This window comes from Bradyrhizobium sp. USDA 4451, assembly GCF_054822585.1.
Genome location: NZ_JBTRCH010000001.1, coordinates 2,057,808 through 2,072,254 on the forward strand (window position 1 = coordinate 2,057,808; position 14,447 = coordinate 2,072,254).

Below are 14,447 nucleotides of genomic sequence, written 5' to 3' on the forward strand. Positions count from 1 at the left end.
CCGCGAGATCACAATGGCCGACCGCAAGACTGCCCAGACCTTCAATCTCGACCGCCTGAAGACGCCGATCGGCACCGCGCTGCTGGTGACCGATGACGACGGCGTGCTGCGCGCGCTCGACTGGGACGACTATGAAGGGCGCATGCTCGAACTGCTGCGGCTGCATTATGGCACGGTCACGCTGCGGGACGATCGCGCGCCGGCTGCGATGCGCAAGGCGCTCGGCGACTATTTCAAGGGCGATCTCGACCGCCTGACCGATGTTGCATGGCGCGTCGCCGGCACGCCGTTCCAGCAGAAGGTCTGGCACGCGCTGCCGACCATTCCGCCCGGCACGACGATGAGCTACGGCGCGCTGGCTTTGAGGCTGAAAGCGCCGAATGCGATGCGCGCGGTCGGCCACGCCAACGGCTCCAACCCGATCAGCGTCGTCGTGCCCTGCCATCGCCTGATCGGCGCCAACGGCTCGCTGGTGAAATATGGCGGCGGGCTGGAACGCAAGCGCTGGCTGCTGCGCCACGAGGGTGTGGAGATATAGCGGCCCGCTCTGCCAGGCCGCGAGACAATCAATCGAGGTCTTCGCGGGGCATATTGCGCAGATCACGCACGATGTAGAGGAAGACGATCAGTGAGGGCACCCAGGCAAGGATCGCGCCGACCAGCATCGCATCGACCGTCGTCATCGGGACTCTCCTTGCGCGCTATCGGTCAGGCCGGCTTTCTGGACGGGCTGTCGTTGGTCCTGGCCAGGGGATAGAGCCACTTCCAATAGGCCTTGTTGCGCTCCAGTTGCCGCTTGTAGACGTCGCGACATTGCGTCGAGCAGAACTGCTCGAAGTGCCAGCTATGCCGGATCAGCCCGAAGGGACGCCTGCATCCGGGATTCCCGCAACGGGGTGTCATGATACGGCCTCCGCCTCCAGCTGCGCATTCGCCCGCCAAAGCCAGCGAATGAAGTTCTCCTGACCTTTGTAAAGACAGAGCCGTCCGCAGTAGCGCTCGCCCGCCGGATTGCGCAGGCAGATGATCTTGGGCTGTTCGCTGTCACACTGGGCGCAGCGCGGTTCCGCACGCATGGCGACCTCCCTCCCGAGGAATTGCCACTTGCCAATCGAAATGTCTGATGCTGTCCATGCCGCCGATCATCCCGATGGGCGACGGCGCGAAACCTCGCGCCATCATCGTCTGTCCGCAACCTGTCCAGATGTTTCGCGGCATTATCCCTGCGTATACGCCATGCGAACTCATTCGCTCGTCGCTGTGCCGGGCTGCGCGAGCGCGGCATCGAGGCATCTGATCAGGGCATCGCCGTCAAAGGGCTTGATCAGGAAGCAGATCGCGCCCGCCTCCATGGCCCGGGCCCGGTCGGCCTCGACGGAGAACGCCGTGATGAAGATGAACGGAAAGCGCCGTCCACCGGCAATCAGATGGGCTTGCAGGTCGAGCCCGCTCATCGCCGGCATCCTGACGTCGGTGATCACGCAGGATGTGTCGCTGAGGTGGGGCGAGTGCAGGAATTCCTCGGCCGACGCGTAGGTCTCGACCGCGTAGCCCAGCGATCTGACGAGATTGTCGGTCGCGGTGCGGACCGACAGATCGTCGTCGATGATTGATATCACTGGCGGATTGGACAAAAGGGTCTTCCTGGGGACGGGCGGAGGGCCTGCGGTCTGTGCACTGATACGGGGCACAGTGCGTCGCCGACCGGGGCCGGAGAATCATACTTAGGTTTGTGCGCTGCCGGATGCCGGCCCGATTCCGAGCGTCTGTGCCATCCTGACCAGATCGGGCAACGACTTCGCGGCCATTTTCCGCATGATATGCCCGCGGTGGATCTTGACCGTAATCTCGGCCACGCCGATTTCGGCGGCGACCTGCTTGTTCATGAGGCCTGCGGTCACGAGGCTCATGATCTGACGCTCACGCGGCGTCAGGGCCGCGAAGGCTGCGCGTAAGTTGGCGAGAACCCTCGCGTCATCGCGCCGGCTCTTGTCGCGCTTGATCGCCGTCGTGACGGCATCCAGCATGTCCTGATCGCGGAATGGCTTGGTCAGGAAATCGACGGCCCCCGCCTTCATGGCCCTGACCGTCATCGGGATATCGCCGTGACCGGTCATGAAGATGATCGGAATATGAATGTCGGCCTTGGCCAGCTCCGCCTGAAAGTCGAGCCCGCTCAGCCGGGGCAGCCTGATGTCCAGGATCAGGCAGCTCGGGACATCCGGGAGCTTGTGCTGCAGAAATTCATGCGCCGACCCGAACACGGCGGTCCGCAGGCCGACCGACCGGAACAGATTGTTCAGTGCGTCCCGCACCGAGGCATCGTCGTCGACGACGAACACGATCGGATCCTCGGCGTTTGTGGGCGGCGATGCGGCGCGTCCAGTCACCATGCGTGATCCTCTTGACGCAGCGGCAGGGTAAACTGGAATGTCGCGCCGCGGTTGCTGTTCCCGGTCGCCGACAGCCGGCCACGGTGAGCTTCGACGATCGAGCGGCAGATCGACAATCCCATCCCCATGCCGCTGGCCTTGGTGCTGTAGAAGGCGTCGAACAGCCGCTCGACGTTTTCTGCCGCGATCCCGACCCCACAGTCGGTGACCGCAACCACGATCTGCCCGGCATCGTCCTGGCGCGTCCGGATCACGAGTTGCCGCGGCCGGTCCGTGACCGGCTGCATCGCCTCGATGCCATTCATGACCAGGTTGAGGATGACTTGTTGTAACTGGATGCGGTCGGCGACCACAGGCGGAAGCGCGGGAGCGAGCTCGAGCTGCAAGGATACGTGTTGGCTTTGCAACTGATGTTGCACGAGGCCGATCACCTCGTTGATGGCTTCATTGATGTCGAGCGGCGCCTTCTGGTCGGCGGTCTTGTTCACCAGCGCGCGGACGCGCTGGATGACCTCGCCCGCCCGGTTGCCATCGCTGATGATCGACCTGACCGCGCCGCGCGCTTCGTTCAGATCGGGAGCCGCACGGTTGAGCCAGCGCAGGCATGCGGCGGCGTTGGCGACCACCGCGGCAAGCGGCTGGTTCACCTCATGGGCGATCGATGCCGCGAGCTCACCGAGCGCAGTCACCCGCGTGACGTGCGCGAGGTTGGTCTGCGCGTCATGCAGCTCGGCCTCGGCGCGCTTGCGGGCGGTCACGTCGGTGACGGCGCCGACAAACTCGGTGTCGCCCGCGAGATTGGTCACCGCATGCGCCCTGGCGTGGACATGTTTGATCGTCCCATTCGGCATCAGCAGCCGGTAGCCATGCTCGAAGTCGTTGCCGTCGAGCGAGGCGCGGTCGATGGTCCGTTGCACGCGGCTGCGATCATCCGGATGGACGCGTTGCAGCACCGTGGCGTGCTTGATCGAAGGAACCCGGTCGAATTCGAAGATCCTGAACGTCTCGTCCGACCAGATGATCTCGCCGCTGGCGACGTGCCAGCCGAAGCTGCCGGTGTGGCTCAACCGCTGGGCTTCGGTCAGATACATCTCGCTCTGCTGCAGCGCATTCTCGGCCTGTTTGCGCTCGGTGATGTCCTCGCATGCGATCAGGACGATCAACTGACCGTCGAGCCGTCGCACGGCCTTGGCGTTCTCACGCACCCAAAGCCTTGAAGCGTCCTTGCGGACCTTGCGGATTTCCCAGCTGTGGGGCTGGCCGATCTTGTCGAGGCACGCCGCGACGTTGCGCAGGACGATATCGCGGTCTTCGGCGGCAAACACCCGCAGCACGGATTGCCCGAGCAATTCGTCGACGGTGTAGCCGAGTTGCGCCGCGCCGAACGTGTTGACCGACAGCACGAGGCCCGTCGCGTCGACCATGAAGTACATGACCGGGTTGTGCTCGAACACCTCCTTCCACTGTGCTTCGCTGTTGCGCAGCGCTTCCATCGCGCGCTGTTCGCCGCTGGCCTGGCCGCGCAACATGGCTTCCATTCGCCGGTGGGTGCGGGCGGCCACCCGCATCACGAGCAGCGCCGCGGCAAGCGAGGCGACGAGCAGTGCCAGCGCAATCAGATGGGCGGAAGCCGTGGGCTGCGGAGCAAGCAACAGCCCCACGCAGGTGGCGGCCAGGGCCAGCACCATGCCGCCGAGCAGCCATTGCTCGGCCGACCAGGACTTCATGGTGGGGATGCGCATCATTGGCAGCACCAGCACTTGGCAAGGTACTTGGCACAGGACTGGCTATGGCACTTTGCCATCACACTTGGCCATCACAGGCCGCGCTGCGTCGCCAGGTGACCGCCATCATCAGCGGCGACAACGTCGCCCCAACGGCCGCACATTAGCAGCTTTCTCGACGCCCGGCCCGGATCATGCGGGCCTTTTTGACGTTCCGCTGGTGGGGCATGCGGTCGCCCGGACAGCGAATTCGCCCGTGACGCCCAGGCCGGGGTTGCGGATAAACCTAAGTATGTCGTCCCCATCCGAATGTAACGGCCGGACCAACCTCCGTTCAATGGCCTGTTTCCTCCCGGTGACTACGCTTATTGGGTAACTCGATGACGGTAGAGGTCTCCGGGCTTCGGCAATCGCCAATCAGGGACGGAGGTTGAAATGCCCAACAGGCGCCTGCATTTGATCCTCTGTTCCGAAGATGCCGGGCACGAGGCAAAGCGCGAGAGGCTCGACCGCAGCTTCCAGCCGACCGTGATCGATGGCGGCAAGCAAGCCGCGAGCGCGCCGGCCGACCATTCCTGGATCGATCTGCTCGACGTCTTCGATCTGGGCGTCGTGATCTGTCAGGCGAGCTACCTGGCCCTGCTGGGCGCGAGCCTGGCAGCAATGCACGCGCAAGCCGATCCAGGATCGTAGGCACGCCAGGAGTTAGCCCCGGCAGGCTGCCGGACCGGAGCGATGGCTGCTCACGCCAGGGTCGCGCAGACGGGTCCGACAACAGCCTTCCGAGAGAGCCCGGAATCCAGTCCCCTCTAGCCCTGATGGATTCCGGGCTCAGTTTTTCGGACGCGTCTCGAATGACGGGCGACCAGGTCGACGACGTCGCGCCGCCATCAGGCCTCTGCCCCGCGCAGAATTGCAGCAATTTTTCCGAAAGATGCCCGGTTCGCCTTAGCCGGTTTTGAAGCACCTGATTATTGGATCTGTCCGGCAACGGCATCGCTCCCAAGAGCTGTGCGTTGGTTCGCGCACTCCGCAGATCAGGGGCCGGATATCATGAATCAGGCACAGCAGCAGAAGCCGTTTGCCGACGGCAGTGTTTCCGTCACCAAGGATGATGCCGAGGGCGCGCGCGGATTGCAGCGCGACTTGCAGGACCGCTTGCAGCCGGCGCATGACGAGCCGGTCAGCGAGGGCGTGCCGCAGCCCGACGCGCCCGCGGGCTCGGGCCGGATGGTCCGCCGCCTGCTCAAGGTCGGGACTGGCCTTGCCATTGTCGCGGTCTTCGGCTGGCTGCCGCTGAAAGCCGTGTTGCAGACCTCGAGCGTCGAGGCCGTGGTCAACGCCAGGATCGTAACCTTGCGCTCGCCGATCGACGGCACCGTGAGCGCGAAGCCGCAGCAGAGCGCGACGCAGCTCAGTGTGGTCCACGAGGGCGACGCGATCCTCCATGTCGTCAACGCGCGCGGCGATCGGGTGCGGCTCGACGATCTCCGGCGGCAGATGTCCCGCCTCGAGAATGAGCGGCCGAGCCTGGCTGCCAAGCTTGCCGCCGCCGAGACGGCGCAACAGGACCTCGCCCGCCAGGCCGGCCAGTTCCGCGACGGCCGCATCCTCCAGCTCCAGGCCCGCATCGCCGAAATCCAGACCGCGATCGAGGCCGCGGCGGCGCGGCGGGAAGAGGCGACGGCGGCGGTCGAACGCGCCTCGTCGCTGATCAAATCGGGCAGCGTCTCGACGGTGGAAATGGCCCGGCTGACGCGCGAGCAGTCGATCGCCCAGCAGACCGAGATCGGCGCGCAGCGGCGGCTCGACGCCGCCAAGGTCGAGCTCACGGCGGCGAAGAACGGCACCTATCTCGGCGACAGCTACAATGACCGGCCGAGTTCCGTGCAACGCGAAGAGGAGATGCGCCAGCGCGTCAGCGATCTGCGCGCCGACCTGGCGCATTCCGATGCGGAGATCGACTGGCTGACCCACGAGATTGCCTCGGAGCAGCTGCATTACATCAACCGGGCCGAGGCCGACATCAAGGCGCCGGTCGCCGGACGCATCTGGGAGATGATGACGTCGCCCGGCGAAGATGTCAGGGCCGGGCAGCCTCTGCTCAAGCTGCTCGATTGCAGCGGCGCCGTCGTCACCGCCAACGTCACCGAAGGCGTCTACAACCGTCTCAAGCTCGGCGAGCAGGCGAGCTTCGAGCCGAACGACGGCAGTGCCGCGATCAAGGGCGAGATCGTCAACCTCACCGGCGCGTCCGGCGCGCCGGCGAACCTCGCGATCAATCCGGATGCGCTGAACAAGGAACCCTACCGGGTGACGGTCTCGATGCCGGAGATCGATACCACCGGCAAGGACTGCGCGGTCGGCCGCACCGGGCGGGTGGTGTTCAACACGGACGCGGCAAAGCCATGATGGCGGCATTCGCGCCCGGGCTGGTCGCCTTCGGCGCCTGTCTTGCGCTCCTGCCTTTGCTCAACCGCGAGCAGACGCTGGCGCGCATCATGATGACCGGCATGTCGTTCATCCTGCTGCTGCATTATTTCATCTGGCGGGTGACCCAGACCTTGCCGCCGCCGGGTCTCACCGCGGACGCCGTGGTCGGCTATCCCTTCGTGGTGGCCGAGGCGGCCTCGATGCTCGCGGTGTGCCTGTCGCTGTTGTTCCTCAGCCGCACCATCGACCGTTCGCCCGAAGTCAACGCCATCCTGCGGCGATCCGGGGCGTCGGCCGACGCGCCGCTCGTCGATGTCTTCATCTGCACCTACAATGAGGAGAAGGCGATCCTGGAGCGCACCATCATCGGTGCGACCGGGTTGAACTATCCGAATTATCGCGTCTGGGTGCTCGACGACGGGCGCAGGCTGTGGCTGCGCCGACTCGCCCAGGAACTCGGCTGCGACTATCTGACCCGTCCGGACAACCGCCACGCCAAGGCCGGCAACATCAATCATGCGCTCCAGCATGTATCGGGGCTGGCCGAGCGGCCCGAGTTCATCTCGATCCTCGATGCGGATTTCGTCCCCATGCCGGATTTCCTGACCCGGGCGATCAGCCTGATGCAGGATGGCAGTGTCGGCGTCGTGCAGACGCCGCAGCACTTCATCAATCCGGATCCGATCCAGACCAATCTTGCCGCAACCGACGTGTGGCCCGACGAGCAGCGTTTCTTCTTCGACATTCTGATGCCGGCCAAGGATGCCTGGGGCACCGCGTTCTGCTGCGGCACGTCGTCTCTGATCCGCTTCTCCGGCCTGATGCAGATCGGCGGCTTCCCGACCGATTCGGTGACGGAGGATTACCTCGTCACGCTGCGCCTGAAGGAGAAAGGCCTGCGCACGGTCTATCTCAACGAGCGCCTGACCATCGGCCTCGCGCCGGAGGGGTTGAAGGAATACATCACCCAGCGCGGGCGCTGGTGCCTCGGCTTCATGCAGATCTTCCGGGGGCGCAGCGGGCCGTTCTCGCGGCAATCGAAACTCGCATTCATGGACCGGCTGTCGCTGGTCGATGCCTTCATGAGTTGGGCGGCGGTCTATGGCACCAAGGTGTTCGGCCTGGTCGTGCCCTGGCTCTATTTGCTGTTCGGGATCAAGGCGGTGCACGCCGACCTGTTCGAGCTGTTGAAATACTTCATGCCGTTCTATGTCTGGCACGCCTTCACGATGGCCTGGATCTCGCGCGGCCGCTCGCTCGCGATCATGACCGACGTATCACAATACATCGCCGCACCCGCGGTGCTGAAGGCGGTGGTGACCGGACTTGCCAAGCCGCAGGGCCACAAATTCAAGGTGACGGCCAAGGGTGGCGACCGCAACCGCCGCTTCATCGAATGGCCGCTGCTGCGACTTTATGGCACTGCCTTGCTGATCACGCTGTTCGCGATCGCCTACGCCTTCATCCTGCATCTGCGCGGCGAGAACATCGCCTATGGCGGGCTGGCGCTGGGCTGGAGCCTGTATAATTGCGTGGTGCTCGCGATCGTCTGCTTCATCTGCATCGAGCAGCCTCGGCGCAGGAAGGCCGAGCGGTTCGAGCGCGACGAGCCGATCCTGATTCAGCAAGGCGCGGAATCGCGGCTGGTGCGGATGGCCGACATCTCGATCTCAGGCGCGCGCTTCATCGATCCCGCGCCGCCGGCCATCGGTGTCTCGATCAAGTGCAATGTCTACGGCCAGAGCGTCACCGCGCTGGTGGTCCGCCGCACAAGCGACGGTTTCGGCGTCCGCTTCGAGGAGGCGGTTGCGACGCGGATCAATGTGGTGCGCGCGTTCTATGCCGGCGAATATGTCCGCGCCTTCCGCAGCGTGCGCGCCGCACCGGTCGGCAAGGCGCTGCTGATGCGGTTGTTCGGTTAGGCCACCGCCCCAACCGCCGTCATTCCGGGGCGCGCGCAGCGCGAGCCCGGAATCCATTTCACCACGATAGCCGCGGCCCGATGGATTCCGGGCTCTCGCTTCGCGAGCCCCGGAATGACGACGACTGGAAAAAGTCCCTACGCCGCCGGCTTCGCGGCCTGGTCCTCGCTCGACAGCAGATGCAGCAGCGCGCTCTTGATCGCGGCCTGCCGCGTTGGGGCGGTGATCTGGGCGCCGAGCAGATCGGTGACATAGAACACGTCGCGGGCGCGTTCGCCGAAGGTCGCGACATGGGCGGAGGCGATGTTGAGGTTGAGCTTCGAGATCGCGGTGGTGAGCTGGTAGAGCAGGCCGGGCCGGTCGAGGCCGGAAACCTCGATCACGGTGTAGCGGTCGGACCACTGGTTGTTGATGGTCACCTCGGGCTCGACGATGAACGGCCGCGCCTTGCTGCGCACCGCGCGCTTGGCCACCGCCTCGGGCAGCCTGAGCTTGCCCTCCAGCACCTGCTCGATCATCTCGCCGATTCGGGTTGCGCGGCGGCCCTCATCCTCGTCGCGGTCGTATTCGCGCGAGATCGAGATGGTGTCGAGCGCGCGGCCGTCGGTCGTGGTGTAGATCTGCGCGTCGACGATGTTGGCGCCGGCCGAGGCACAGGCGCCCGCGATGATCGACAGCAGCCAGGGATGGTCGGTCGCCAGGATCGTCAGCTCGGTGACCGCGCGGACCTCGTCGAAGCCGACATTGATCGCAAGCTTGTGGCCGGCCTGTTCGCTTGATCGGATGAAACGCGCCTGGCGAATCTTGCGTTGCAGCTCGACCTTGAGCCAGTAGGCCGGATAGTGCCGGCCGATATAGGTGTTGAGCTCGGCCTCCGGCCATTCGGTAAAGGCGCGGCGGAATTCGGCCTGCGCCACCGCGATGCGCTGGGCGCGGTTCACCTCCGAGAAGCCGCCGGTCAAGACCGGCTCGGTCTCGTAATACAGCGTGCGCAGCAGCTGCGCCTTCCAGCCGTTCCAGACGCCGGGGCCGACGCCGCGGATGTCGGCGGTGGTCAGGATCGTCAAGAGCTTCATCTGCTCGACCGACTGCACCACGGCGGCGAAATTCTCGATGGTCTTGCGGTCCGACAGATCGCGCGATTGCGCCACCGTCGACATCGTCAGATGCTCCTCGATCAACCAGGCCACCAGCTCGGTGTCGGCAGCGGAGAAGCCGAGCCGCGGGCACAGCCGCCGCGCCACCTTGGCGCCGGCGATCGAGTGATCCTCCGGCCGGCCCTTGGCGATGTCGTGCAGCAGGGTTGCTATATAGATCACCGGGCGGTGCTCGGGGCGGATCTTGCGGAACAGGTCGCTGGCGACCGTGAACTCCTCATTGCCGCCGCGCTCGATGTCCTGCAGAAAGCCGATGCAGCGGATCAGATGCTCGTCCACCGTATAGTGGTGGTACATGTTGAACTGCATCATCGACACGATCTTGCCGAACGCGCGGATGAAATGGCCGAGCACGCCGGTCTCGTTCATCCGCCGCAACACGGTCTCGGCGTCGTTGGAGGTCAGGATCTCCATGAACAGCCGGTTGGCCTCGTCGTTCTCGCGCAGCTGGGTGTTGATCAGCTTCAGCGAGCGCGTCACAGTGCGCATCGCGTCGGGATGGAAGGCGAGGTTGTTCTGCTGCGCGAGGCGGAAGATCCGGATCAGGTTGACCGGATCGTGCTTGAACACGTCGGGCGCCGCGAGGTTGATGCGGTTGTTGTCGACGATGAAGTCGTCGCTGCCGTTGACCCGCCGCCGCTTGGTGCCGGGCCGCAGCCGCGCCACCATCCGGCTCAGCACCGGCGCCGGCTTGTTGTGCTCCTCCTCGAGCCTGGCGCACAGGATCGCGGTCAGGTCGCCGACGTCTTTCGCGATCAGGAAGTAGTGCTTCATGAAGCGCTCGACGTCCTGCATGCCGGGATGCGAGGTGTAGCCGAGGCGCACCGCGATCTCGCGCTGCATGTCGAACGACAGCCGCTCCTCTGGCCGTCCGGCGAAGAAGTGCAGATTGCAGCGCACCGACCACAGGAAGTCGGCGCAGCGGCGGAAGGTGCGGTATTCCTGCGCGTCGAACACGCCGCGTTCCAGGAGCTCGTCGGTCTCGCGCACGCGGTAGACGTATTTGGCGATCCAGAACAGCGTGTGCAGGTCGCGCAGGCCGCCCTTGCCGTCCTTGACGTTGGGCTCGACGAGATAGCGCGACTGGCCGGCGCGGCGATGCCGCTCCTCGCGTTCGGCGAGTTTTGCGGTGACGAATTCCGCCGCCGTGCCGTGCACCACTTCCTTGTCGAAGCGCTCGACCAGTTCGTCATAGAGCGGCTGGTCGCCGGTCAGGAAGCGGGTTTCCAGGATCGCGGTGCGGATCGTCATGTCGCCGCGCGCCTGGCGGATCGATTCATCGACCGAGCGGGTGGCGTGGCCGACCTTCAGCCCCATGTCCCACAGGCAATAAAGGATGGCTTCGGCGACCTGCTCGCCCCAGGCGGTCTGCTTGTAGGGCAGGATGAACAAGAGATCGATGTCGGATTCCGGCGCCATCAGCCCGCGGCCATAGCCGCCGGTCGCGACCACGGCCATGCGTTCGGCGCCCGAGGGGATCGGCGAGTGGTAGAGATGCCGGGTCGCCGCCGCGTAAAGGATGCGGATGATCTCGTCCTGCACGAAGCAGAGCCGTTCGGCGCAGCGCCGGCCGTGACGATCTTTCAGCAGCAGCTCCTGCGCCTTGGCGCGCGCCGCGATCAGTTCGGCCTTGAGCAGCTGCGCCATCGCGGCGCGGAACTGGTCCTCGCGGCCGGCATGCTGCTCGGCCAGTGCATTGACCGAAGCGGTGATCCGCGCGGTCTCGAAACGATCATCCGCTTCAGGGCGGGCTTCGGCTACGACACTGTCCATACGTTCATCCGATATCGGACGGAGCTGTTGCTGTCACGGACCAAAGTATAATGACAGCAGCTCCATGCTCTCGTGGCGCCGCTACGAGCAAGTTCGTTCTCGCGCCATCGCGTAAAGGGTAGAGATTTTCTCGTTGACCGCAAGGATAACTCATTGAAATAAAAGATTGTTTCTTAATCCGATCGAAGGGATCGACGAATGCACAAAATTTCCCGGCGCGGCTTCGCTGCGCTGCTCGCGGTCTCGACCTTGTTGCCCGGCGCGGCATTCGCCGCCGACGCGCTGAAGGAGATCCGGATCGACTGGGCGACCTACAATCCGGTGTCGATGGTCCTGAAGCAGAAGGGCCTGCTGGAGAAGGAGTTCGCCAAGGACGGCATCAGCATCGTCTGGGTGCAGTCGGCCGGCTCCAACAAGGCGCTCGAATTCCTCAACGCCGGTTCGATCGATCTCGGCTCGACCGCGGGCTCGGCCGCCTTGGTGGCCCGGATCAACGGCAATCCGATCAAGTCGATCTATGTCTATTCGCGCCCGGAATGGACCGCGCTGGTCACCACCAAGGACTCCAAGATCGCCTCCGTCGCCGACCTCAAGGGCAAGCGCGTCGCGGTGACGCGCGGCACCGATCCGCACATCTTCCTGGTCCGCGCGCTGCTCGGCGCCGGTCTGACCGAAAAGGACATCACGCCGGTGCTGTTGCAGCACGCCGACGGCAAGACCGCGCTGATCCGCGGCGATGTCGACGCCTGGGCCGGCCTCGACCCGATGATGGCGCAGGCCGAGGTCGAGGACGGTGCCAAGCTGTTCTACCGCAAGCCCGACGCCAACACCTGGGGCATCCTCAATGTCCGCGAGGAGTTTTTGAAAGCGCATCCGGATATCGTTCGCCGCGTGCTCGCGACGTATGAGGAGGCGCGGAAATACTCGCTGGCGAACTATGACGAGCTGAAGAAGACCTTCATCGCGGTGACGAAACTGCCGGACGCCGTGGTCGACAAGCAGCTCAAGGAGCGCACCGAGCTGACCCATAGCCGGATCGGCGCGCCGCAACGGGAATCGATCCTCGCCGCCGGCCTCGCCTTGCAGCAGGCGGGCGTGATCGATGCCAAGACCGACGTGAAGGCCGCGCTGGATGCGCTGATCGACGACCAGATCCCGCTGCCGACGAATTAACTGCCGCTGCACCCTCTCCCCTTGTGGGAGAGGGTGGCTTCGCGAAGCGAAGCCGGGTGAGGGGTCTGTCTCCGCGGATAGAGACCCCTCATCCGTCGCGGACTGCGTCCGTGCCACCTTCTCCCCCAAGGGGAGAAGGGAAGAGGGCCGCGGTCCACTCCGCGCCCACCTTGCAATCCCCCGCGAAGAGTCGTTCTTGCTATGGCCATGACCGTTGACCTGCCCGCGCTGGAACAGACGGCCGCGCCGCGTGCGGCGTTGGCGCGATGGTCGCGCCTTGCGCGCCCGGCGCTGGGACTCGCGGTGCCGGTCGTGCTCGCGCTCGGCTGGGAACTGGTCGTTGCGCTCGGCTATTCGAACGGCCGCCTGGTGCCGCCGCCGTCCAAGGTGTTCGAGACCATTATCGCGCTCGCCAAAAGCGGCGAGCTGACGCGGCATATCCTGGCAACGCTATGGCGGGTCGGCGCGGGCTTCGCGCTCGGCGTCATCGCCGGCACCATCATGGGCGCAATCTCCGGCTACTGGGCTTTCGCCCGCCGGCTGCTTGATCCGACGGTGCAGGCGCTTCGTGCGATCCCCTCGATTGCCTGGGTGCCGCTGTTCATCCTGTGGCTCGGCATTTTCGAGACCTCGAAGGTCGCGCTGATCGCGGTCGGCGTGTTCTTTCCGGTCTATCTCGGCGTGATGGGCGCGATCCTGTCGGTCGATCGCAAGGTGGTCGAGGTCGGCCGCGTGTTCCGCCTGTCCGGCTTTGCGATGATCCGCCGCATCCTGCTGCCCGCCGTGCTGCCGGCCTATGTGGTGTCGCTGCGGGTCGGGCTTGGCTTGGGGTGGATGTTCGTGGTCGCGGCCGAGTTCATGGGCGCCTCCGAAGGGCTCGGCTATCTCCTGATCGACGGCCAGCAGCTCGGCAAGCCGGCGCAGATCCTTGCCGCGATCGTGATCTTCGCGATCCTCGGCAAGCTCACCGACTGGCTGATCGAAATCGCCGCCGCGCCGCTGCTGCGCTGGCAGGATGCGTTCGGCGCGCGGGGAGGGACCTGATGCTGGCGCTGAAAGACGTCGGCAAGACCTATCCGAACGGCGTCCATGCGCTGGAGCGCTTCTCGGCCGAGATTGCGCCCGGCGAGATCATCGCGATCATCGGCGGCTCCGGTTGCGGCAAGTCGACGCTGCTGCGCGCCATCGCGGGCCTCGATCGCGCCACGACCGGCAGCGTGACGCTCGACAATGCCGTCATCACCTCGCCGCATGCCAAGATCGGCATCATCTTCCAGGAACCGCGGCTGCTGCCCTGGCTCAGCGTCGCCGACAATATCGGCTTCGGCCTCGCCGACCTCCCCGCCGAAATCAGGCGCGAGCGGGTCGCATCCGCATTGGCCCGCGTCGGCCTTGCCGACAAGGCGTCGGCCTGGCCGCGTGAACTCTCCGGCGGCCAGGCGCAGCGGGTGGCGATCGCCCGCGCCTTGGTGCCGCAGCCCGAAGTGCTGCTGCTCGACGAGCCGTTCTCGGCGCTCGATGCCTTCACCCGGCGCGATCTGCAGGATCATCTGCTCGATCTCTGGGCCGACACGCGGCCGACCCTGATCCTGGTCACCCATGACGTCGATGAGGCCGTGGTGCTGGCCGATCGCGTCTTGGTGATGCGGCCGCGGCCGGGGCGGCTGTTCGAGCAGATCACCATCAATCTGGCGCGGCCGCGCGACCGCAAATCGGAGCTGTTCGACAGCTTCAAGCGCCGGGTGCTGACCGCGCTCGACCGCTCGCTGGACCGCTCGGTGCGTGACGTCACGGACAAATCCAGCGCCGGCGAGGCGATGTGGTGGTGACATCGGCGCTCCAAGGCCTTACATCGGCATAGAGCCTGATCCG

The 14,447-nt window shown here is 65.3% G+C and carries 13 protein-coding genes; 7 read left to right on the top strand and 6 right to left on the bottom strand.

Features of this window, described 5'->3' with window-relative positions; genetic code table 11:
• Nucleotides 1-13 precede the first annotated feature (13 nt).
• Nucleotides 14-538 carry a methylated-DNA--[protein]-cysteine S-methyltransferase gene (locus ACVMB0_RS09470; protein ID WP_456751056.1) on the top strand — a complete coding sequence of 175 codons (525 nt, stop codon included), beginning with the start codon at nt 14-16 and terminating at the stop codon, nt 536-538.
• Between the two features lie 170 nt (nt 539-708).
• Here ACVMB0_RS09470 and ACVMB0_RS09475 read toward each other — a convergent pair whose 3' ends face one another.
• The 5 genes from ACVMB0_RS09475 to ACVMB0_RS09495 all read right to left on the bottom strand — a co-directional run bounded on the left by ACVMB0_RS09475 (nt 709) and on the right by ACVMB0_RS09495 (nt 4,138).
• On the bottom strand, nt 709-903 hold the full coding sequence (locus ACVMB0_RS09475) for a hypothetical protein (RefSeq protein WP_456751055.1): 195 nt from the start codon (nt 901-903) through the stop codon (nt 709-711).
• Nucleotides 900-1,076 (bottom strand): hypothetical protein, encoded by a 177-nt coding sequence (locus tag ACVMB0_RS09480; RefSeq protein WP_456751054.1) that lies wholly within the window; start codon nt 1,074-1,076, stop codon nt 900-902. The genes ACVMB0_RS09475 and ACVMB0_RS09480 overlap by 4 nt, the downstream gene beginning before the upstream one ends.
• A 168-nt stretch (nt 1,077-1,244) precedes the next feature.
• Nucleotides 1,245-1,634: a response regulator transcription factor gene (locus tag ACVMB0_RS09485; protein WP_456751053.1), complete on the bottom strand. Its 390-nt coding sequence runs from the start codon at nt 1,632-1,634 to the stop codon at nt 1,245-1,247.
• 90 nt (nt 1,635-1,724) lie between these two features.
• Nucleotides 1,725-2,393, bottom strand: coding sequence for a response regulator transcription factor (locus ACVMB0_RS09490; RefSeq protein WP_456751052.1), 669 nt, complete (start codon nt 2,391-2,393; stop codon nt 1,725-1,727).
• Nucleotides 2,387-4,138, bottom strand: a complete 1,752-nt coding sequence (locus tag ACVMB0_RS09495; RefSeq protein ID WP_461346042.1) for a PAS domain-containing sensor histidine kinase — start codon at nt 4,136-4,138, stop codon at nt 2,387-2,389. Before ACVMB0_RS09495 ends, ACVMB0_RS09490 begins: the two co-directional genes overlap by 7 nt.
• A gap of 414 nt (nt 4,139-4,552) precedes the next feature.
• Here ACVMB0_RS09495 and ACVMB0_RS09500 point away from each other — a divergent pair, with 414 nt between their 5' ends.
• The 3 genes from ACVMB0_RS09500 (at nt 4,553) to ACVMB0_RS09510 (ending at nt 8,472) form a co-directional block, all read left to right on the top strand.
• The gene (locus ACVMB0_RS09500) at nt 4,553-4,810 is read left to right on the top strand and encodes a hypothetical protein (RefSeq protein WP_461346043.1); all 258 of its coding nucleotides are present in this window, start codon (nt 4,553-4,555) and stop codon (nt 4,808-4,810) included.
• 360 nt (nt 4,811-5,170) lie between these two features.
• Nucleotides 5,171-6,529, top strand: coding sequence for an HlyD family secretion protein (locus ACVMB0_RS09505; RefSeq protein ID WP_461346044.1), 1,359 nt, complete (start codon nt 5,171-5,173; stop codon nt 6,527-6,529).
• A complete protein-coding gene (locus ACVMB0_RS09510; protein WP_461346045.1) occupies nt 6,526-8,472 on the top strand; it encodes a glycosyltransferase in 1,947 nt (648 codons plus the stop codon). Before ACVMB0_RS09505 ends, ACVMB0_RS09510 begins: the two co-directional genes overlap by 4 nt.
• Before the next feature lie 137 nt (nt 8,473-8,609).
• On the opposite strand, the gene ACVMB0_RS09515 is transcribed toward ACVMB0_RS09510, so the two are convergent.
• Nucleotides 8,610-11,402, bottom strand: coding sequence for a [protein-PII] uridylyltransferase (locus tag ACVMB0_RS09515; RefSeq protein ID WP_461346046.1), 2,793 nt, complete (start codon nt 11,400-11,402; stop codon nt 8,610-8,612).
• A gap of 198 nt (nt 11,403-11,600) precedes the next feature.
• On the opposite strand from ACVMB0_RS09515, the gene ACVMB0_RS09520 reads away from it, so the two are divergent.
• The 3 genes from ACVMB0_RS09520 (at nt 11,601) to ACVMB0_RS09530 (ending at nt 14,404) form a co-directional block, all read left to right on the top strand.
• The gene (locus ACVMB0_RS09520) at nt 11,601-12,575 is read left to right on the top strand and encodes an aliphatic sulfonate ABC transporter substrate-binding protein (protein WP_461346047.1); all 975 of its coding nucleotides are present in this window, start codon (nt 11,601-11,603) and stop codon (nt 12,573-12,575) included.
• A gap of 207 nt (nt 12,576-12,782) precedes the next feature.
• Nucleotides 12,783-13,619, top strand: a complete 837-nt coding sequence (locus ACVMB0_RS09525) for an ABC transporter permease (RefSeq protein ID WP_461349625.1) — start codon at nt 12,783-12,785, stop codon at nt 13,617-13,619.
• Entirely contained in the window at nt 13,619-14,404 is a 786-nt protein-coding gene (locus ACVMB0_RS09530; protein WP_461346048.1) for an ABC transporter ATP-binding protein, read from the top strand. The genes ACVMB0_RS09525 and ACVMB0_RS09530 overlap by 1 nt, the downstream gene beginning before the upstream one ends.
• Nucleotides 14,405-14,447 lie beyond the last annotated feature (43 nt).